Annotated in this window: 17 protein-coding genes and 1 pseudogene; 5 read left to right on the plus strand and 13 right to left on the minus strand. The window is 65.3% G+C overall.

What is annotated here, in order from left to right; translation table 11 throughout:
• Positions 1 to 111 precede the first annotated feature (111 nt).
• Positions 112 to 2,691, plus strand: coding sequence for an ATP-dependent chaperone ClpB (gene clpB / locus DD559_RS01110; RefSeq protein ID WP_116470631.1), 2,580 nt, complete (start codon positions 112 to 114; stop codon positions 2,689 to 2,691).
• A 54-nt stretch (positions 2,692 to 2,745) separates the two neighbouring features.
• Here clpB and DD559_RS01115 read toward each other — a convergent pair whose 3' ends face one another.
• From DD559_RS01115 to DD559_RS01125, 4 genes and pseudogenes are all read right to left on the minus strand, one after another.
• Positions 2,746 to 3,036, minus strand: coding sequence for a hypothetical protein (locus DD559_RS01115; RefSeq protein ID WP_133243754.1), 291 nt, complete (start codon positions 3,034 to 3,036; stop codon positions 2,746 to 2,748).
• A 46-nt stretch (positions 3,037 to 3,082) separates the two neighbouring features.
• Positions 3,083 to 4,783: a tetratricopeptide repeat-containing sulfotransferase family protein gene (locus DD559_RS01120; protein WP_240610071.1), complete on the minus strand. Its 1,701-nt coding sequence runs from the start codon at positions 4,781 to 4,783 to the stop codon at positions 3,083 to 3,085.
• A gap of 87 nt (positions 4,784 to 4,870) precedes the next feature.
• Positions 4,871 to 5,092 (minus strand): annotated as a pseudogene (locus DD559_RS20435) (hypothetical protein); the annotation flags it as partial.
• Positions 5,093 to 5,184: 92 nt separating this feature from the next.
• Complete coding sequence (locus DD559_RS01125; protein ID WP_116467574.1) at positions 5,185 to 8,328, minus strand: TonB-dependent receptor domain-containing protein; 3,144 nt, start codon at positions 8,326 to 8,328, stop codon at positions 5,185 to 5,187.
• 222 nt (positions 8,329 to 8,550) lie between these two features.
• Here DD559_RS01125 and DD559_RS19545 point away from each other — a divergent pair, with 222 nt between their 5' ends.
• Both DD559_RS19545 and DD559_RS01130 read left to right on the plus strand, forming a co-directional pair.
• On the plus strand, positions 8,551 to 8,781 hold the full coding sequence (locus tag DD559_RS19545; protein WP_133243755.1) for a hypothetical protein: 231 nt from the start codon (positions 8,551 to 8,553) through the stop codon (positions 8,779 to 8,781).
• Positions 8,782 to 9,106: 325 nt separating this feature from the next.
• Positions 9,107 to 12,046: a TonB-dependent receptor domain-containing protein gene (locus DD559_RS01130; protein ID WP_240610073.1), complete on the plus strand. Its 2,940-nt coding sequence runs from the start codon at positions 9,107 to 9,109 to the stop codon at positions 12,044 to 12,046.
• Between the two features lie 67 nt (positions 12,047 to 12,113).
• On the opposite strand, the gene DD559_RS01135 is transcribed toward DD559_RS01130, so the two are convergent.
• Genes DD559_RS01135 through xseA form a run of 3 tightly spaced genes read right to left on the minus strand, consistent with a single transcriptional unit; the run spans position 12,114 to position 14,714 of the window.
• A complete protein-coding gene (locus DD559_RS01135) occupies positions 12,114 to 12,965 on the minus strand; it encodes a M23 family metallopeptidase (protein ID WP_116467575.1) in 852 nt (283 codons plus the stop codon).
• On the minus strand, positions 12,965 to 13,162 hold the full coding sequence (locus tag DD559_RS01140; RefSeq protein ID WP_116470633.1) for a DUF2093 domain-containing protein: 198 nt from the start codon (positions 13,160 to 13,162) through the stop codon (positions 12,965 to 12,967). Before DD559_RS01140 ends, DD559_RS01135 begins: the two co-directional genes overlap by 1 nt.
• Before the next feature lie 43 nt (positions 13,163 to 13,205).
• On the minus strand, positions 13,206 to 14,714 hold the full coding sequence (gene xseA, locus DD559_RS01145; protein WP_116467576.1) for an exodeoxyribonuclease VII large subunit: 1,509 nt from the start codon (positions 14,712 to 14,714) through the stop codon (positions 13,206 to 13,208).
• On the opposite strand from xseA, the gene purD reads away from it, so the two are divergent.
• Positions 14,713 to 15,978: a phosphoribosylamine--glycine ligase gene (gene purD, locus DD559_RS01150; protein ID WP_116467577.1), complete on the plus strand. Its 1,266-nt coding sequence runs from the start codon at positions 14,713 to 14,715 to the stop codon at positions 15,976 to 15,978. The two genes, xseA and purD, sit on opposite strands and share 2 nt — an antisense overlap.
• 49 nt (positions 15,979 to 16,027) lie before the next feature.
• Here the strand turns inward: purD and DD559_RS01155 are convergent, their stop codons facing one another.
• Positions 16,028 to 16,489 carry a YbjN domain-containing protein gene (locus DD559_RS01155; RefSeq protein ID WP_116467578.1) on the minus strand — a complete coding sequence of 154 codons (462 nt, stop codon included), beginning with the start codon at positions 16,487 to 16,489 and terminating at the stop codon, positions 16,028 to 16,030.
• A gap of 163 nt (positions 16,490 to 16,652) precedes the next feature.
• Here DD559_RS01155 and DD559_RS01160 point away from each other — a divergent pair, with 163 nt between their 5' ends.
• Positions 16,653 to 17,264, plus strand: a complete 612-nt coding sequence (locus DD559_RS01160) for a helix-hairpin-helix domain-containing protein (protein WP_116467579.1) — start codon at positions 16,653 to 16,655, stop codon at positions 17,262 to 17,264.
• Positions 17,265 to 17,308: 44 nt separating this feature from the next.
• Here DD559_RS01160 and DD559_RS01165 read toward each other — a convergent pair whose 3' ends face one another.
• From DD559_RS01165 to DD559_RS01185, 5 genes are all read right to left on the minus strand, one after another.
• A complete protein-coding gene (locus DD559_RS01165) occupies positions 17,309 to 18,610 on the minus strand; it encodes a hemolysin family protein (protein WP_116467580.1) in 1,302 nt (433 codons plus the stop codon).
• A 196-nt stretch (positions 18,611 to 18,806) separates the two neighbouring features.
• Positions 18,807 to 19,322: a hypothetical protein gene (locus DD559_RS01170; RefSeq protein WP_116467581.1), complete on the minus strand. Its 516-nt coding sequence runs from the start codon at positions 19,320 to 19,322 to the stop codon at positions 18,807 to 18,809.
• Positions 19,323 to 19,391: 69 nt separating this feature from the next.
• Positions 19,392 to 19,820 carry a nucleoside deaminase gene (locus DD559_RS01175; RefSeq protein WP_116467582.1) on the minus strand — a complete coding sequence of 143 codons (429 nt, stop codon included), beginning with the start codon at positions 19,818 to 19,820 and terminating at the stop codon, positions 19,392 to 19,394.
• A gap of 30 nt (positions 19,821 to 19,850) precedes the next feature.
• Positions 19,851 to 20,030 (minus strand): YqaE/Pmp3 family membrane protein, encoded by a 180-nt coding sequence (locus DD559_RS01180; protein WP_116467583.1) that lies wholly within the window; start codon positions 20,028 to 20,030, stop codon positions 19,851 to 19,853.
• On the minus strand, positions 20,027 to 20,278 hold the full coding sequence (locus DD559_RS01185) for a hypothetical protein (protein WP_116467584.1): 252 nt from the start codon (positions 20,276 to 20,278) through the stop codon (positions 20,027 to 20,029). Before DD559_RS01185 ends, DD559_RS01180 begins: the two co-directional genes overlap by 4 nt.
• Positions 20,279 to 20,323 lie beyond the last annotated feature (45 nt).

Raw genomic sequence — 20,323 nt, forward strand, 5'->3', positions numbered from 1 at the left:
CATTTGCGGGAGGGGGCAGCGATGCGATGATCCGGCTGGCACGCAAGATTGCCCCCTTGTGTTGCCCAATTGCAACACTATCTGCTGGTCACATTCGAACAGGGATCAGGCATGAACCTCGAGAAATTCACCGAACGCGCCAAGGGCTTCCTGCAATCGGCGCAGACCGTGGCGATCCGCATGAACCATCAGCGGATCAGCCCCGAACATCTTCTGAAGGCGCTGCTCGAGGACGAGCAGGGCATGGCCAGCGGCCTGATCCAGGCGGCGGGCGGCGACGCCAAGCGCGCGCTGAGCGAGACCGACCTCGCCCTTTCCAAGATCCCCGCCGTCAGCGGCTCGGGCGCGCAGTCGACGCCCGGCCTTGATAACGACCTGGTGCGCGTGCTCGACCAGGCAGAGACGATCGCGCAGAAGTCCGGCGACAGTTATGTCACCGTCGAACGCCTGCTCGTCGCGCTGGCGCTCAGCCTCAACACGGCTGCCGGCAAGGCGCTGCAGGCCGCGAACGCCAGGCCCGAGGCGCTGAACACCGCGATCAGTTCCATGCGCGGCGGCCGCACCGCCGACACCGCCTCGGCCGAGGATCGCTATGACGCGCTGAAGAAATTCGCCCGCGACCTGACCGAGGCGGCGCGCGCCGGCAAGCTCGATCCGGTGATCGGCCGCGACGAGGAGATTCGCCGCACGATCCAGATCCTTGCCCGCCGCACCAAGAACAACCCCGTGCTGATCGGCGAACCCGGCGTCGGCAAGACCGCGATTGCGGAAGGCCTCGCGCTGCGCATCGCCAATGGCGACGTGCCCGATACGCTGAAGGACCGCACGCTGATGGCGCTCGACATGGGCAGCCTGATTGCGGGTGCCAAATATCGCGGCGAGTTCGAGGAGCGGCTGAAGGGCGTGCTCGATGAGGTGAAGGCCGCCGAGGGCCATGTCGTGCTGTTCATCGACGAGATGCACACGCTGATCGGCGCCGGCAAGGCCGAGGGCGCGATGGACGCCGGCAATCTGCTGAAGCCCGCGCTCGCGCGCGGCGAACTGCACTGCATTGGTGCCACCACGCTCGACGAGTATCAGAAGCATGTCGAGAAGGACCCCGCGCTCCAGCGGCGGTTCCAGCCGGTGTTCGTCGGCGAGCCGACGGTCGAGGACACGATCTCGATCCTGCGCGGGCTCAAGGAGAAGTATGAGCTGCACCACGGCGTGCGGATCACCGACGCGGCGATCGTCAGTGCCGCGACGCTCTCCAACCGCTACATCGCCGACCGCTTCCTGCCCGACAAGGCGATCGACCTGATGGACGAGGCCGCGAGCCGCATCCGCATGGAAGTGGAGAGCAAGCCCGAGGAGATCGAGAATCTCGACCGGCGGATCATCCAGCTCAAGATAGAGCGCGAGGCGCTGAAGCGCGAAACCGACGAGGCCTCGCGCGACCGGCTCGCCACGCTGGAAGAGGATCTCGCCAATCTTGAGCAGCAATCGGCCGAGCTGACCACCCGCTGGCAGGCGGAGAAGGACAAGATCAACGCCGAGGCGACGATCAAGGCCCAGCTCGACCAGGCGCGGATCGAACTCGACCAGGCACAGCGTGCGGGCGACCTCGCGCGCGCCGGCGAGCTGTCCTATGGCGTGATCCCCCAGCTTACCCGCCAGCTCGACGAAGCGCAGAACGTCACCAAGGGCGCGATGCTGCGCGAGGAAGTGACCGCCGACGACATCGCCGGGGTGGTCGCGCGCTGGACCGGCATCCCGATGGAGCGGATGCTCGAGGGCGAGCGCGAGAAGCTGCTCCACATGGAGGAACAGCTCGGCAAGCGCGTGATCGGCCAGGCCGATGCGGTGAAGGCGGTCTCCACCGCCGTGCGCCGCAGCCGTGCAGGGCTGCAGGATCCGAACCGACCGCTCGGCTCCTTCCTGTTCCTCGGGCCGACGGGCGTGGGCAAGACCGAGCTGACCAAGGCGCTCGCCGAGTTCCTTTTCGACGATCCCAACGCGATGGTGCGCATCGACATGAGCGAGTTCATGGAGAAGCACGCGGTCGCGCGGCTGATCGGCGCCCCGCCGGGCTATGTGGGGTATGAGGAAGGCGGCGTCCTCACCGAAGCGGTGCGGCGGCGCCCCTATCAGGTGGTGCTGTTCGACGAGGTGGAGAAGGCGCACAACGACGTGTTCAACATCCTCCTCCAAGTGCTGGACGACGGTCGCCTGACCGACGGCCAGGGCCGCACGGTGGACTTCTCGAACACGATCGTGATCCTCACCTCGAACCTGGGCAGCCAGTTCCTCACCAACCTGGCCGATGGCCATCCGGTGGAGGAAGTCGAGCCGCAGGTGATGGACGTGGTGCGGGCGCATTTCCGCCCCGAGTTCCTCAACCGGCTGGACGAGATCATCCTGTTCCACCGGCTGGGCGCGGACCATATGGCGCCGATCGTCGACATCCAGGTCGGCCGTGTGGGCAAGCTGCTCAAGGACCGCAAGGTGACGATCGACCTCACCCCGGCAGCGCGCGAGTGGCTGGGCCGGGTGGGCTATGACCCGGTGTACGGCGCGCGACCGCTGAAGCGCGCGGTGCAGCGTTATCTACAGGATCCGCTGGCCGACCTGATCCTGCGCGGCGCGGTGAAGGACGGGTCTACGGTGCATGTCGACGAAGGCGACGGGGCACTGGCGCTACGCGTAGAATGAAGGTCCGGAGGAAGGGCTATAACAGCCCTTCCTCCTACCCCGAGCAAGCGAAAGTCAGCAGCCGCCATTGGGCTGACAGCTCCCCGTTTGCACCCGCTCGATATTCTGCCGGTCAGACTGACGAAGTTCAGCCCATTGCGCGCGGGTGTGGCAGACCTTGCGCTTCTGCAACCGGCTTCCAAGTACCTCTTCCTTCACGCAGACCATTTCGTTCGGATCGCGCGCGCCACGCGTCGACGTCTCCGGCTTCTTCGTCGCCGTATCGGGCTGCTGCGCCGCAGCCACGCCCATCGACAGCAACCCTACCAGCGCCGCAGCCCCCCAAACCAGACGATTGCTGTTCACACAATTTCTCCCCAATCCACGACTCACTAAGACATGCCGTACGATACTATAGTTCGTATCCGAATTTCTTCGCCCACGGCGCGATCACCGGAAAGATCGACGAGAGATGATCCCGATAGCGGTGCCAACGCCCCGCAGCCCGCTGGTAGATCGGTTCGGTAACCTGCGAATAACTGGCGGTAGTGATGAGACCACGTTCACGCGCTGTACGCCGATGGTCGAGCGCTTCGGCCGTCCACGAAAGCCCCAGCCAATCGAATAGCGGACGCACTTCCGCCTCCACGTCTTGCACAAGCCGTTCATAGACGACGGAGCGTGTCGGCACGCCGAGCAATGCTTGCGCTCGCTCCCAGTGCGCAAAACTCGCATCGTAGAAATCCGCAGCGTCCTCGAGCCGCAGGAAGTTCGACATAGCCCGATTCAGCCGAAAATTGCTCATAAGGCAGCTAAGCAGAACGTCGCACGGGTGGCGAAGCGCCAGGATGATCCGCGCCTGCGGGAAAAGCCGGCGGATCAGGGGCACTTTGTAGAGATAGAGGGGCGACTTATCGATTAGCATCCGCCCTGCGGGCGCCGCGCCATACCGTTCCACTTCGGCAAAATAATGTGCACGGGCCGCACGAACGGCGCCTTCGTCCATCGCCGCCAACGCCTCCATTCCACCGATGGCATCCTCCACGGCGTTCAGTGCAGGCTTTTCTTCCAGAACCATCGTGTCGGGATGGCCCATCAAGATCGTGTCCAGCAACGTTGTCCCTGACCGCGGAAAGCCCAGAAGAAAGACCGGATCTGCCTCGGTGAAGGCTGGGTCTGGCGTCCAGCCCCGCGCCCAATCGGATTGCATCCTGCCGATCTCACCGCGTACCTGGGCCCGCAATTGCGCGGCGCGAGATAACGGCGCAGATTCATGCCCCGCATGAAGCCGCCCGGTTTCTTCGATCCAGTGAAATGCCTCGTCCGCCCGGCCGAGGCGATCCAGCACCATCGCACGCAGATGGGCGGTGCGTTCAGGTTCGATCTCCGCTGGGACGCGCTCTAAGCAATCGAGCGCTTCCTGAAAGCGATCGGCGCGACGATGATCAAGTGCAGCCAAGAAAGCGCGCGTTCCCGCGTCGATGGCGTTGGCGGCGGCACGCTCGAGAAGCGGTGCCAGTTCGTCGCCCCGATTGTGATGTTCATAATGGATCGCAAGCCCCAAATAGGCCAACGCCTCCTGTGGGCGGTTTGCCAAGACGCGGAGATAGGCCTGTTCGGCCTTGTCCGTTTCCATCAGAATGCCATATTCAATGGCGAGCTTGAGCTGCATCCCCATATCGTCGGGATCGCGATCGGCTGCCGCTTCCAGCGCCTCCAACGCAAGTTCGTGACGCGCCTGCTCCTTCAACAGGATATACAGTTCGTGCAGCGGCCGAGGGTCTTGGGGAAAGTCACGTGCCGCATTCCGCAAAGCGGCTTCGGCCTCAGCCATTCTGCCTGCCGCCCGATAGGTGAGCGCCAGATTGAGCCGCGTCGGCGCGGCCGCAGGGTCCAGCGCGACCGCGCGCTCCAGCGCCGAAAGGGCGCCTTCCAGATCCCCGACGGCGGAACGAGCATTGCCGAGATTGTTCAAGCTATCGACATCGTTCGGCATCCGCGCGATGACGAATGCATAGGCTTCCACCGCCTCTTCGAACCGAGACAGTGTCTGCGCGACAAAGCCGCGATACCGCGCGATCCGCAAGGACGGGTCCGCCGCCGCCCGTGCCATGGTCGCGATGCCGAACGCCTCGGCATGGCGGCCGCGATCGATTTCGATCGCGATACGATTACAGGCGATGGTAACATCCTCCGGCCGCAAACGGCTGGCCTCCTCTAGGTGTATCGCCGCTGTTTCCAATGCGCCTTGCCTAGCGCAAACCATGCCGAGAAACGCACGGAGCGGCGCCGGATCCGGGCTTGCCGGCAACGCCGCTTCCGCCAACGCCCGCGCCCCAACCAGATCGCCGGATTGGGCGAGGCCCATCGCCTGACGGAGCGCAGGGGATTCAAGTGCAGATGAGGAAGCGGCTGATTTCATGGCAGTCCCTTGTGCGCGTATCGCAAGCCGGAAAACAAGTGGGGCGGCCGGCAACCCGCCGACCGCCCCGAGAAGAACCGTAATCGCTCGCGTCAGAAGTTGAGCGTCACGCCGGCGAAAATATAGCGGCCAAGCGCATCATAGGTCGCCGGATAGGTGTTGCCGTTGCAGGGCCCGGTCGGGCACTGGTTCGAACCCGCACGGCCGGCGTTGCCGGACGTAACGAGCGGCGGCTCCAGATCGAACAGATTGTTTACGCCCAAACGGAACGTGTAGGTCTTACCGATCTGCACCGTGCTCATCAGGTCGATATAGTTATACGGCTTGAGGCGGCTGCCAGGGTCGAACGCGAAAGCCCCCTTCAGCGCTTCATCCGGGCTCGTCGCCTGCGAGTGGATCGCACCGATGTAACGCCACTGCGCCGAAATGCCGACGGTCTGGTTCACCTGCCAGCTGGTGCGCAGCTTATGCCGCCATTTCGGCAGCGGCGCACCGGCATTGGTGGTGCCGCCGATGCTGCACGTCGAACCGTAATAGCCTGCGCAATCATAGGGCTTGCTCAAGCCGTTATCGACCCGATAGCTATCCAGATAAGTGCCCTGCATGTTGAACGACAGGCGGCCCAGCGACCCCAATCCAACGGCGTAGCTCGCACCGACTTCGATGCCCTTGTTCTGCAGCGAACCGACATTGTTCGGCAGATCCGAAACAAAGCCGCCCGGAGTCAACCACAGCGAACCTGCTGCGTCACGACGTACCAACGCGCACGATGCTGGCGTGAACGTCGCCGTTGCCTTTGCGCAATCCTGCAGGATTGCGTCCTGACCGAAAGCGCGGATCGCGTTCTTGATCTTGATGTCGAAGTAATCGACCGTGACCGCCAGGCCCCGTACGAAGCTGGGCTGGAACACGAGACCGACCGTCTTGGTCGTCGCGATTTCCGGCTGCAGGTTCGGGTTGCCCCCGATCAGGCCATTATACTGGCCGGCTGGATTGCCCGTCACGCCCTGCCCGACAGCGATACCCTGCGCACGGCAGCCATAATTGGTTGCAGTGATCGGGCCGATGTCCGCGCATGGGTCGACCGAGCCGTTTAGACCCACCGTCGCCGTCGAGAACAGCTCCTGCAGGTTCGGTGCACGGACGGCGCGGTTATACGTACCGCGAAAACGAATATCCGAAACCGGCGCGAAATCGATGCCAACCTTGTAGGTATCGGTATCGAACTTGTTGTCACGGCTCGTCTTGTACGACGAGCGACGATAGCCAGCATTCAGCGACAACGCTTCGACAAAGCCATTCTGCACAATCGGGATCTGCGTCTCGCCAAAGAATTCGTAGACGCGGAAATTACCGGAGATCGGCAGCGTCTTGCCGCCCTGGCCGGTCAAATCGCCAGCCTGGAAGGCACTGTCGGTCTGCAGATCAAGCGACGAGCGACGCCATTCGACGCCAAGGTTGACGCCGATGCCGTCGGTAGCCCAGGGCAGGCGCGCCCCATATTGGCCGAGATCGCCAGTGAACGAAACGTTCGCCACCTGCTCGGTGGTGTTGCCGCGCTGGAAGCCGGTGGCCGACAGATAGGCCACCGATGCCGGGCTAGCCTGGCCGGGGCCAGCGAACACGTTATAAGGCACGCACGCCGCGTCGCTGCCGTCGAGGACCGAGCGGCAGACAGGATTGACGCCCGGAACGCGGGGATCATCGACGACATCGAGCGCACGGGTCAAACGTGCGACCGAAAACTCGTTCAGATAGGTCTGCGAGTAGTTGACCCGACCGTATTGATAGGAAGCATCGTAGCTCCAGACCGGCGACAGGTCCCCCTTGGCGCCGAGCACACCGCGGAAATTGGTGTGCTGCAGATCGGCCTGACGCGGGCCACCTTCGGTGTTGCGGCGCAACAGCTGCATGAACGCGCGGTTATACGGAGTGCCGGTGCGCGGATCGAAGAAGGTAACCGGAGCCGCACCGGGATTCGGGTTATATGGTGCCGCTGCTGCAAGCGGGAAATCGCCCAGGAAGCCATTGATAAGGTTGCCCGATGCGCAAATCACCGAACGCTGCGCCGCGCTCATCAGCGGATTGTCGCAATTGACCGTCAGCGTGTTGCCGAAATCGCCCGACGGCGCGATCTGCGCCACCGTGCGATCATCCATGAACATGAACTCGAGATACGGCTTGAACGCGTCCTCGACCTCATAGTTCACGAAGGCCCCGGCAGTGAAGCGCGTATCCGGACGCTGAAAATAGTTGGTCGGAGCAAAGTTGAAGCGGGTCGTCGTATTCTCGAAACCACCGTTCGGCATGAACGTGTATACGGTCGACGAACTGGTGTTGAGCCGCGGATCGAACAGAATCGCCGTGCCGTTGCCGGACGTCAGCGAGCCGCCGCACTGGGGACGGCCGGCGCCGTTGTTCTGGATCGTACAAGCGCTGTAATCTCGCTTCGCCTGCGTAACGGCTTTTACCTTGCGATAGCCGAAATAGGCCATGGCGTGACCACCGTCGCCCAGCTTGGTTCCGAACGCCACGGTGCTGTCGAACGCGCCACCATCGACGACGCTACCCGTCGGATAGTCGAAGCCCTTCTGCCCGGCGGCTGTCCGCGCGTTCAGCAACGGCGGGGTGAGCTTGTTGCGATTGCTATGCTGATAGACACTGTATTGGCCGTCGACCCGGAACCCTTCGAAGTCGGTATCCAAGATGAAGTTGACGACACCCGCAACGGCATCCGCGCCGTACGTCGACGATGCGCCGCCGGTGAGCACTTCTACGCGCTTCACCATCGCCGCCGGGATGATGTTGATGTCGGCAGCGGACCCGCCGCCGGGGGCCGGGGTGCCCGGCATCAGCCGGCGACCGTTGACCAGCGTCATCGTGCGGCTGGTGCCAAGGCCGCGCAAGTCGACCGTGGCGGTGCCGGTTGCACCATTGGCGAGCGAGCTTGCCTGGCTGGCGGCGACGGACGGCAGCGAGTTCAGCATGTCTTCGACACGAGTCACACCCTGCGCCTTGATATCCTCGCTCGAAACAACCGTAACCGGTGCCGTGGAGGTCAGGTTCGGCTGCGGGATGCGTGATCCGGTGACCACAATATCCTGCGAGCCTTGCGCAGTTTCATCCGTCTGCGGTACCGTATCCTGGGCCAGGGCAGGAGACGCCGTAAGCATCCCCGCTAGGACGACTGCAGATAAGGCAATCCCCCCCCGCAGCTTCAGTTGCGTGTTCTTCATGAATTTCCCTCGTTTGCCCCGTGCCGGCTAGGCCGGAGTATACTCCCCGCTCGATCCCAGCGACGCCTCATACGCACCGGGCAGAGCATGTTCTCAAGAAAACAAGGAAGCCCCTGCGCTGTAAAGATTACATCGTACTTTCTGGCAACGGTTTCATCAGCGTGTCGCCGATTAGCAACACCTCAGTTTGAAAGTATCGCTCGAAACTTTCCGAAAGACATAATGTTACGCGATCGCGAGCAGTACGCCGAAAATTCGGGCATCATTTCCGCCGTCCCCTCAGCAGAATTGTCGCCCATGCAATATAACTCCACTTCGTTGCGCAACGAAAGGCAGCAAGAGAAGGTAGAATGCGCAAGGAGCTACGGTGGCATCGCCTTTGCCAGAAAGCTTGACGCCGGAATGGAGCGGATCACGACGCCGCGCCCGTCTCCTGTTTCAGAAGCCGAATAGGGGGGACTGCGCCAAAGCTCCCATGCTGATGTGCAACGGCATTTCGCGGCACGCTGGCGAAGACGAAGCGGGTGCTCGGCCGAAACGAGATTTCGGGCCTCCGAACCGGGCCATTGCATCCTCCAACGCCTACCCGCCAAGGCGATATGTGTCGATACGGTTACACCCGCGCAGCATTGATCTTACCGCCCCCATCTAAGGGTTTACACGTAGGCGTGCCAGTTCCATGCGGTCGAAAGGCTTCCCGCGATGGCTTTCGCAGTTTCGCACGAAGCTCAAATCCCGGATCGCAGTTCAGCGATTGCCGGCAAAAAAGGGAATGTGTATGAAGCAGTTCGCGTATGCGCTGCGTGCCACGACTGCGGTTGCCGCTCTCGGCACTGCCGTATTGGCCGCCACGCCTGTATGGGCGCAGGACAAGGCCGAAACGGCAACAGCTGAGCAGGCCGGCCCCAGCGAAATCATCGTAACCGGCTCGCGTATCGCTAGGCCCGATCTCCAGGCCTCGGTCCCCGTCGCCGTCATTAGCTCGGCACGCATCGAGCAGACAGGCGCATCGAACATTCAGGACGTACTCGCGACGCTGCCGGCGGTGGGCCAGAATGTCAGCCGTACCAGCTCGAACTTCTCGAACACTGGCAACGGCACCGCAACCGTCAATCTGCGCAACCTCGGTTCTTCGCGCACTCTGGTGCTGATCGATGGCCGCCGTTCGCTCGGCATCGCCGGCAGCTCGGCAGTGGACGTCAACAACATTCCAACAGATCTGGTAGAGCGCGTCGAAGTCGTTACCGGCGGCGCCTCCGCGGTGTACGGTTCCGAAGCGGTTGCGGGCGTGGTGAACTTCGTCCTCAAGAACAACTTCGAAGGCCTGCGCTTGCGCGCACAGAACACCGTGTCGGACAAGGGCGATGCGCCGCGCCAGTATGTATCGATCACCGGCGGGCACAATTTCGCCGAAGGTCGCGGTAACGTCACCGCCAACTTCAGCTATGACAACGACCACGGCCTGCCGTCGCGCAACCGCAGCTTCTCGGCGACCGACGTGCCGAACCGCAGCTCCTATGCCGCGCAGGGCCTGTTCGACGTCAGCAACCCGAACCAGACCCAATTCTCGCCGAGCACCGGACGCACCTTCACCTTCAACGGCGCGAACAACCTGAAGGGCTATCAGGGCGCGAACACCGACGGCTATAACCGCAACGGCGATCGCCTGCTGTCGGTGCCGGTCGAGCGCTACCAGGGTGCGCTGCTGGCGCATTACGACTTCTCGGATGCGTTCAAGCTCTACGCCCAGGGCCAGTACACCCACACCAACTCGAACGCCTCGCTCGAGCCCTCGGCCATCGCCAACACCGGCCCCGGCGCGGCGCTGAGCTTCGACGGATCGCCCTATGCCGGCATCCCGATCACCAGCCCGTACGTGCCGGCCGCAATCCGCGCAGCGGCGATCGCCAACGGCACCAACGTGATCCAGTTCCGTCGCCGTTCGAACGACATCTTCAGCCGCAGCAACAAGAACGATCGCGATTTCTATCGCGGCGTGATCGGCGCGAAGGGCGAGTTCAACGCCGGCACGACCTGGTCGTACGACCTCTATTACGAGCACTCGGAAAGCCGCGATCACACCACCGCGCAGGCGATCTACACGCCCAACTATGGTGCGGCGCTGAACAACGAGATCGGGCCGGACGGCAATGTGCGCTGTTCGGATGCGGCGGCGCGGGCTGCGGGCTGCGTGCCGATCAACATCTTCGGCTTCAACACCGTCACCGCGGCGCCCGCCAAGTTCCTGCAGACCTATACCGGCCCGACCCGCAACGTCACGCTGGTCGACGGCAACACCGTCCAGCTGACCAACGGCTCGAACGTCGCGTTCGACTATCTGGCGAAGGTGAAGCAGGACGTGGTGTCCGGCAGCATCAACGGCGACCTGTTCTCGCTGTGGGGCGGCCCGGTGGCGATCTCGTTCGGCGGCGAATATCGCCACGAGAAGAGCACCGAAGTCTATGATCCGTTCACCCAGGCCGGCCTCAGCTCGGGTAACCAGATCACCAACACCAAGGGCAGCTTCAACGTCAAGGAAGGCTTCGTCGAAGTCGTCGCGCCGATCGTGGAAAACCGTCCGGGCCTGCACTATCTCGGCCTCGAAGGCGCCGCCTGCTATGCCGACTATTCGACCGTTGGCGGCGTGTGGAGCTTCAAGGGCGGCGGCAGCTATGCCCCGACCAGCGACATCCGTTTCCGCGCGATCTATTCGCGCGCGACCCGCGCCCCGAACATCGGCGAACTCTATTCGTCGCTGAGCCAGACCTTCCCGGCCGTCACCGATCCGTGCGACCAGGGCGGCGGCAATGGCGACGGCGCCGCGATCGGTGCGCTGCCGGCGGCGTGCCGGACCATCCCAGGTATCGCCAACACGGTCGCCACGCGCGGTTCGTTCGCCTACACCACCTCGCAGATCCAGACGATCGACGGTCTGCTGGGCGGCAACCCGAAGCTGCGCGAAGAAACCGCCGACACGATCACCGTCGGCACGGTGATCACGCCGACGTTCTTCAAGAACTTCAGCATGACCGTGGATTATTACCACATCAAGGTGAAGAACGCGATCGGCATCATCGGCCAGCAGGTTTCGGTGAGCCAGTGCTTCCAGACGAACAACCCGCTGTTCTGCAGCAACATCGTGCGCGATGCCAACGGCTTCATCAGCCGGGTCAACGCGCTCAACCTGAACACGGGCTCGTTCCTGGTTTCGGGCATCGACGTCGAGGCGCGCTATGCCATCCCGGTCGGTGCGTCGCGGTTCGACTTCGACGTGATGTACAACCACCGCTTCAAGCAGGAGCAGACGCCGTTCCCGGGTGGTCCGGTGCAGAACGAACTGGGCCAGGCCGATTGCTATAGCTGCGGCCGCCTCGGTTCGGGATTCAAGGATCGCGGCGTGGCGAACGTCACGTTCAGCGCGCCGAAGTTCCAGCTGAACTACCGCCTCGACTATATGGGCCCGCTGACCGACAACCTCGACGGCAGCACGCCGCCGACCCGGATCTCGGCCTATGTCTACCACAACCTGCAGGGCAAGGTGATGGTGGGCGGCAAGCAGAGGATGGAGCTGTATGCCGGCATCAACAACCTGCTCGACACCAAGCCGCCGCGCTTCGGCGACACCAACCCGGTGACCTGGCCGGGCACGCAGACCGTGGCCGACACCTACGACCTGTACGGCCGCATGCTGTACATGGGTGCGACCTTCAAGTTCTGATCCGATCGGAACCGAAAGGTTTGGGGGCGGTACTATTCGGAGTACCGCCCCTATTTTTTTGCGAAGTTCAGCGCATCCGTGGCATCGCGCCCGCAACCAGAAGCGGGTCGATCCGCGCGCCGCGCCACATCAGGCCCCAATGCAGGTGCGGTCCCGTCGCCCGGCCGGTCGCGCCGACGGCGGCGATGGGTTGTCCCTGGGCAATGCGATCACCGAGACGCACATCGATCCGCGACAGGTGAAGAAAAGCGCTCGACAGGCCCATCCCATGATCGAGCATCAGCAGATGGCCTTCCAGCGTGAAGGGCGCCTCCGCGGCCAGGATCACCACGCCGTCCGCAGGCGCACGCACCGGCGCTCCGGTGGGCAGGGCCAGATCAATGCCCGAATGATAGGCCCCAGGCTCGCCGGCATAAATGCGCTGCGAACCGAACAGGGTGGAAATCCGGCCGATTGCCGGCCAGCGAAAGGCCTGCCGCCAACCGTCGGCACCGGTTTCGCGTGCACGCGCGGCAACGATCTGCGCGAGTTCGGCCGGACGGCGGGCCGCAAATTCGGCGCTGGGCACGGGATATTTGGGAAGGCTGTCGAGCCGCGAAATCTTCCAGTGCCGAACGGCAATGGCGAGGTCCTCCCGAACGCTGCCGCCATCTCGCAGCACCGCCTCCAGCCTGGCGACGGGCGCGGCATCGCGGTCGAAAGCGATCGGAAAGCACCCGTCCGCCGCAAAGGCGATCGGCTGCGCCTCCAGGCTGAGCCGAACGGTGCCAGGGGGGACGCGCCCCAGCGCCCACCCCCCTTGCTCCATCCGACCATCCAGCGCGAACGGGCCAGTCGGGGCGGCGAGCGCCGCAGCGCGCGTACCGGCCAACGAGGACAGTGCTACCAGCCCCGCGGCGAACCGCCGCCGGCCGAGCATCAGGCGGAAAGCGCCTTAACGGCCGCTTCGGCGCTCACATAGGGCTCCTGCCGACCGACGCTCCAATACCGAAGCTCGTCAATCGGGATCCGCTCGCCGGTGACGGCGCACAGCACATGGTCGCCGGGCGCGAGCACGCGGAAGCCATTGGCCATATAGTGCAGCTTGGCGACGCGGGCAGTGTTGGACATCAGCATGGGCGGCGCCATTCCTGCAATTCAGTGGTGGTTCGGGTGCGCCTCACAGCAGCGTCGGCTGCTCGGGCTTGGGCGGAACATAGGCCTTGGCCTGCCCGCGCTCAACCCGGGCATCCACCGATCCGTCGGCGAAATGCAGCGTCACGGCCTGTGCCGCCCGCGCATCCTCGGCCGAGGCGACCACCTTGCCGGTGCCGCGCCCCTCCACCCAGGCATAGCCCTTCTTCAGCGGCAGTTCGGGATCGAGCAGTTCGAGATGCCGGCCCATCGCCGCCAGCCGTTCGGCGGCGGTGGCGAAGCGGCGTTCGAGGCTGGCGAGCTTGAGCGCCTCGGCCGGGCGGGCGAAACGCTGGCGGAGTGCTGCCAGCTCGCGATCCGCAGCCCGATCGAGCGCGATGCCGCCCAGCCGCTGCCGTGCCGTCGCCAGCCGCTGCTCCAGCGTCGCCGGGCGCAGCGCGGCGCCGGCGCGATCCAGCTGGCCGCGCGCTGCCGTCACCCGTCGCTCGAGCCCAAGGCCTAGCCGCGCGCCAGCATCGTCAAGTCGCTGGCGCTGCGGCCCCAGCAGCGCATCGCGGCGCGGCAACACGCGGACGAGCGCCGCCAGCTGCTCGCCGGCGCGTTCGTGGTAGCGGCGCACGCAGCGCTCGGTGCGGTGCGCCAGCGTGGCGATGCCGTGGCGCACCTCCGCCAGCACCGGCACCGCGATCTCCGCCGCCGCGGTGGGCGTCGGTGCGCGGAGATCGGCAGCGAAGTCGCACAACGTCGTATCGGTCTCGTGGCCCACCGCCGAGATGATGGGAATGCGGCACTCGGCCACCGCCCGCACCACGACTTCCTCGTTGAACGACCACAGGTCCTCGACCGAGCCGCCGCCGCGCGCGACGATCACCAGGTCCGGGCGCGGCACTGGGCCGCCGGGCGCGATCGCATCGAACCCGCGCACCGCCCGAGCGACCTCCTGCGCCGATCCGTCGCCCTGCACCTTCACCGGCCAGACGAGAACATGGCTGGGGAAGCGGTCCTCCAGCCGGTGGAGAATGTCGCGGATCACCGCGCCCGTAGGCGAGGTCACCACGCCGATCACATTCGGCATATAGGGCAGCGGCTGTTTCCGCTCCCGGTCGAACAGCCCCTCGCCCGCCAGCTTGGCCTTGAGCTTCTCCAGCAGCGCCATCAGCGCGCCTTCGCCGGCCAGCTCCATCCGCTCGATGACGATCTGGTATTTGGAGCGGCCGGGATAGATGGTGAGCTTGCCGGTGGCGATCACCTCCAGCCCGTCCTGCGGCTGGAACGGCAGCGCCGAGGCCGCGCCGCGCCAGATCACCCCGTCGATCACCGCGTCCATGTCCTTGAGCGCCAGATAGGCGTGCCCCGAGGCGGCGCGCTTCCAGCCCGAAATCTCGCCGCGCAGGCGGACATGGCCGAACTCGCCCTCCACCATCCGCTTCAGCCGGCCGGAGAGTTCGCTCACGCTCATCGGTGCCGCGTTGTCCCCGGGCACCGCCTCGGCTACGAGCCGCGCCGATGAAGTCTCGAAAAGGGGGTCGGCCATGAACGTCCTGCTACTGGGGTCGGGGGGTCGCGAACATGCGCTCGCCTGGAAACTCGCGCAATCGCCGCTGCTGACGCAGCTCTTCGCCGCACCGGGCAATCCGGGCATAGCGGCGCATGCGACCTGCGTCGACCTCGCCGCGACCGATCCGGCGGCTGTGCTCGCCTTCGCGCAGGCGCATGCCATCGGCCTGGTCGTCGTCGGCCCCGAAGCGCCGCTGGTGGCGGGCGTCGGCGATGTGCTGCGCGACGCCGGCATCCCCGTGTTCGGGCCGAATCGCCTGCCGGCGCAGCTGGAAGGATCGAAGGGTTTCACCAAGGATCTGTGCGCCCGCGCCGGCATCCCCACCGCCGGCTATGTCCACGTCCATGCGCTCGACGAGGCACTGGCGGCGCTGGAGCCGTTCGGCCTGCCGGTCGTCGTAAAGGCCGACGGCCTCGCCGCCGGCAAGGGCGTGACGGTGGCCATGACCCGCGACGAGGCGATGGGCGCACTTACCGCGATCTTCGCCGATGCCGGCGCGAGCGCGGTGATCGAAGAGTTTCTCGACGGCGAGGAAGCCAGCCTGTTCGTCATCACCGACGGGACGGATGCCGTGCTGTTCGGATCGGCGCAGGACCACAAGCGCGTCGGCGAAGGCGATGTCGGCCCCAATACCGGCGGCATGGGCGCCTATAGCCCCGCCCCCGTGCTCACGCCCGCGCAGGAGCGCGCCGCGATGGATCAGATCGTGCTGCCCACCATCGCCACGCTCGCCGCCGAGGGCATTCCCTATTCGGGCGTGCTCTATGCCGGGCTGATGCTGACGAAGACCGGCCCCAAGCTGATCGAATACAACGCCCGCTTCGGCGATCCCGAATGCCAGGTGCTGATGCTGCGGCTGGAGGACGACCTGCTGGCGTTGCTGCTCGCCACCGCGCGCGGCGAGCTGGCCGGCCGCCCCGCCCCGCGCTTCCGCCCCGATACGGCGCTGACCGTGGTGATGGCGGCACGCGGCTATCCCGGCACGCCGGAGACCGGCGGCCGGATCGAGGGCCTTGCGGCGGCCGAGGCGGGGGGCGTGCAGGTGTTCCACGCCGGCACCCGGCGCCAGGGCGATGCGCTGGTGGCAAGCGGCGGCCGGGTGCTGAACGTCACCGCGATCGGGCCGGATATCCTCGCCGCCCAGGCCGCCGCCTATCGCGGCATCGACGCGATCGATTTCCCTACCGGATTCTGCCGCCGCGACATTGGCTGGCGCGAAGTGGCACGCACCAGGGGCTGAAATGCGCCGGGGGCAGCGGCAGCCGCGGCTGCCCCCGAAGCGCCTAGCCTCAGGGCTTTTCGTCGACGAACGTCGCGAAGCGCCCGACCAGCATGTCCCACAGTTCCAGATCCTTGCGAAACAGCGCGTCGGGAATCGCCTGATCTTCGAAATTCACGTCATATTCGAGCGCGGCTTCGCCCTGTCCGTCCGAATAGGCGCGGGCAAAGCGATGCTTGCTGTTCCAGACATTGGCGCGCTCCGGGGACAATTTGTTCGTCCAACCGATATAGAACTGGATATCGCCGCAATTCCGGTGCGCTTCGCAATTGAGGAAGAAGATCGTAAACTTGTACCCGGAAGCGACGCTGCGGATAATCGGATCGCCTTCGCCGTCCTTGGTGAGTTCCGACTTATACCCTGCATCCTTCAGCGCCCGAGCTACGCTCTGCGGATCGGAGGATCGCACCTGCGCCTCGGCCTGGGCCGCAAGCGACAGGCTGGCAAGCGCCGCCAACACCAGCATTTTCATCGATTCACCTTTCTACCCGCCCCGCATATTTGCTCCCGTTCGCCGGGCGAATGCGCGCACCACCTTGCCTGCCGGATTTCCCGCGCGGGGTCCATGGCGAAGCGCTGGACGCGGCGGCAACGCGCGCTAATGCAGAAACATCGACGGATCCGGAGCGTAGGACATGAACGATCAGGCGGCGCAGGGATATGGAACAGTGGCGGCGACCACGGAATCGGGGTGGCTGACCCTGTCGTTCGTACTGATTGCGATCGGGATCGCGTTGGCCCTGTTCATTCTGTTCTGGGGCACGCGTCTGGCGGTCAAGCGCAGGCAGGCCCGCGCCGAACTGGCAGAGCGTGGCGAACTGCCCGTCCATGATGCCGACCCGCCTGCCCCGGCCGCGGAACTGCCGGCAGCGACGACACCCGAGTCCCCTTCCCAGCCGGCGCCCACGCCGATCGCCGACGAGCCGATCGCCGCTGCCGCCGCGCTGACGGAAAGCCCGGCGACGCTGGCCGCCGACGCGGCGGCCGCCCAACCTCCCGCCCCTGCCGCACAGGAGGACCTCACCCGGCTGAAGGGCGTCGGCCCGAAGCTCGCGGCCCGGCTGGGAGAACTGGGAATCACCGGCTTCGCCGCGCTGGCTGCGTTGGATGATGCCCAGGCCCACGCCCTCGACGCCCAGCTCGGCAGTTTCCAAGGCCGGATGTTCCGCGATCGCTGGATCGAACAGGCGCGCTTCCTGGCGGCCGGGGATAAGGCCGGATATGAGGCGGTGTTCGGAAAGCTCTGACACCCTGGCCTGGAAACCGGCGCCGGGCCGGCGCCGGAGGCTGCTTACGCCTGCTCCCGGCGCACCAGAAGCTTGTCGATCTTGCGGCCGTCGAGATCGACAATCTCGAATTTCCAGCCTTCCACCAGGAAGGATTCGCCTTCGCCGGGCAGATGCTTGAGTACCGCCAACGCCAGCCCCGCCACCGTTGCGTAATCGCGATCGTCGGGCAATTCGATACCGAGCCGTTCGGCCAGCGTATCCGCCGGCGTCGCGCCGGCGACGAGCAGCGAGCCGTCGTCGCGCACGACGATGTTGGGATTATCGCCCGGCTCGGCATCCGAAGCGAACTCGCCGGCGATGGCGGCCAGCAGATTGGCAGGCGTGACGATGCCTTCGAAATGGCCATATTCGTCATGGACCAGCCCCATCGGCACTTCCGCCTGGCGCAGCGCGGTGAGCGCATCCATCGCATCGACCTGATCGGGCAGAATCGGGGCGCGGCGCATCAGCTTGCGCAGGTCCAACGGCTCGCCGCGGAACAGCGCGGCAGCGATATCGCGCGCCTGCACGACGCCGATCACCGAATCGATCGATCCTTCCGCCACCGGCAGCCGGGTATGCGGCGTGGCCAGCAGTTCCTCGCGGATGCCCGCCCCGTCGAGATTCACGTCGAGCCAGTCGACCTGGGTACGCGGCGTCATCACTTCGCGCACCGGCCGATCGGCCAGGCGCACCACACCGGAGATGATCGAGCGTTCATGCTCCTCGATCACGCCGGACTTGCTGGCTTCGGCGACGATCAGGTGCAGTTCCTCTGCCGTTACGCGATTTTCCGATTCGCGCTTCAGCCCGAGCACGCGGAAGACCAGCCCGGTCGACGAATCGAGCAGCCAGACCAGAGGTGCGGTAGCGCCGGAAAGCCAGCGCATCGGCAGCGCAACCGCCGCGGCGATCGGTTCGGGCGAGCGCAGCGCGAACTGCTTGGGCACCAGCTCGCCGACCACCAGCGAGAAGAAGGTAGTGAGCCCGATCACGAGGGTGATCGCCACGGTATCGGCGATATCCGCCGGGACGCCCAGCGCCGCCATGCGTTCGGCCACGGGCCCGCCCAGGCTGGCGCCCGAATAGGCGCCGGTGGCGATGCCGATCAGCGTGATGCCGATCTGAACCGTGGAAAGGAACTTGCCGGGATCGGCCGCCAGCTCGATCGCCATCTTGGCGCCGCGCCGGCCGACACGGGCCAACGCCTCCAGCCGCGCCGGGCGGGCGGAAACAATCGCCAGCTCGGACATGGAAAAGATGCCGTTGATCGCGATCAGCACGAAGATGATCGCAAGGTCGATCCAGGGAAAGGGCGCGCTCATGGTGCGACACCCCCATACAAGCAGCCGCGCCCCGTTCACAACCTTTCGCAGGTGCAATTCGCACGGCAGTGCCGCGAATCTGCCCGCTTCCGACGTCGCAGACCGAAACCACGCCGGCAATCATAGCCTCTGCCACCGTCGGACGGCGGGTGCCCAGCGATGCGAATCGGAAGTTCCTACCGATGGAATAGAAGCATCAAAGCTGCTGCGCCGCCAGGATTGCCGGGTCGCTCGCCAAGGCGTGGAGATAGGCGTGACGTTCCGGCGAACCCAAGCGAAAGGCGCGCAACTGCCGCTGCTGCGCATCGCTGAGCCGGAACTGACGATAGCCCCGCGCGCGCAGACAGGCGGCGACCGTATCCTGAAGCAACGTCCGCACTTGCTTCATCCGGCGGGCAGGCTGCGTCCGTTCGACGATTCGCGCCGAATCGACGGCAACGCCCATCATGCGGTTGACGTCGCCCGTCATCGCCGAGACGCCGAGATTGTTCTCGTTGTTCTCGAGCTGTTTCGACGCATCCTTGAACACCTTTGCCGCTTCGGTGTTGGAGACGTCGAGATAATAGCCTTCGCGACCGCAGGCGACCGCATCGTCGCGATAGGTTGCCAGCGTAACGCCGGGCTTGCCCCAACTCAGCATCGGCGGCTTGGCTGCAAGCGCCACCTGCGGCGCGAGCAGGGGCAGCAGGAAAAGGCAATGGACGGCGCGCATCACAACCTCCACTCCGAAGGGCAGCAATCAAGTCTCGCACGAATCCGGGCTGGAGTCGACGCGACGACGTCAGCGGCGGTCGCGGAAGAAGTCCCGGAGCAACAGCGCGGCCTCGCGCTCGCCGATCCCCGGATAGACCTCGGGGCGGTGGTGGCAGGTGGGCTGGCCGAACAGTCGAGGCCCGTGTTCGACGGCACCGCCCTTGGGATCGCCGGCACCGTAATAGAGCCTGGCGATCCGGGCATGGGCGATCGCGCCTGCGCACATCGCACATGGCTCGAGCGTCACCCAAAGGTCGCAATCCTCCAGTCGATCGCGGCCCAGCGCCTTCGCCGCCGCGCGAATCGCGCGCATTTCGGCATGGGCGCTGGGATCGTGCAGTCGCCGCGGCGCGTTGCCCGCCACCGCAACGATTATCGCATGGCGTACCACGACGGCGCCAACCGGAACCTCGCCTTCGGCAGCAGCCTGCGCGGCAGCATCGAGCGCGGCACGCATGGCGGGGGGGAGCGGGAACATCGCACCCGCTTAGCCGCCCGGCGCGGGATGGAATAGTCGCCACAGCGCATAGCCGGAGCCGGGCAGGAACCCCAATGCCGTCAATCCACAGGCGATGCCGAAGGCCCGGCCCGGTCCCTCCGCCAGATAGACGCCGAGCGGCGGCAGCAGGGCCGCGGCGGCGATCCGGCCGGTAGGTGGCGGCGTCACTGTGCAGGCGAGGGCGCGGGCGCCGGCGCCTTCTTCACGTCGATCGTCGGCACCGAAACGCGCTTTTCCTTCATTTCGACGGTCGGCACGCGCACGGTGCTGTTCGATTCGCCCACTGTTACCGATCCGGTCTCGGCCGAAACCGTCGGCAACTTGCCGCCGCGAACATCGAGATTGATAAAACCCAGCGCAATCAGCACCACGGCAATCAGCACGAGAATGCCCAACAGCCCCAATATTGCGCGCATGACCCGTATCTCCTAATCGTTTCACCTGCCTAACGCCTTGCGCCC

The organism is Sphingomonas pokkalii (genome assembly GCF_003096275.1).
GTDB lineage: Bacteria > Pseudomonadota > Alphaproteobacteria > Sphingomonadales > Sphingomonadaceae > Sphingomonas > Sphingomonas pokkalii.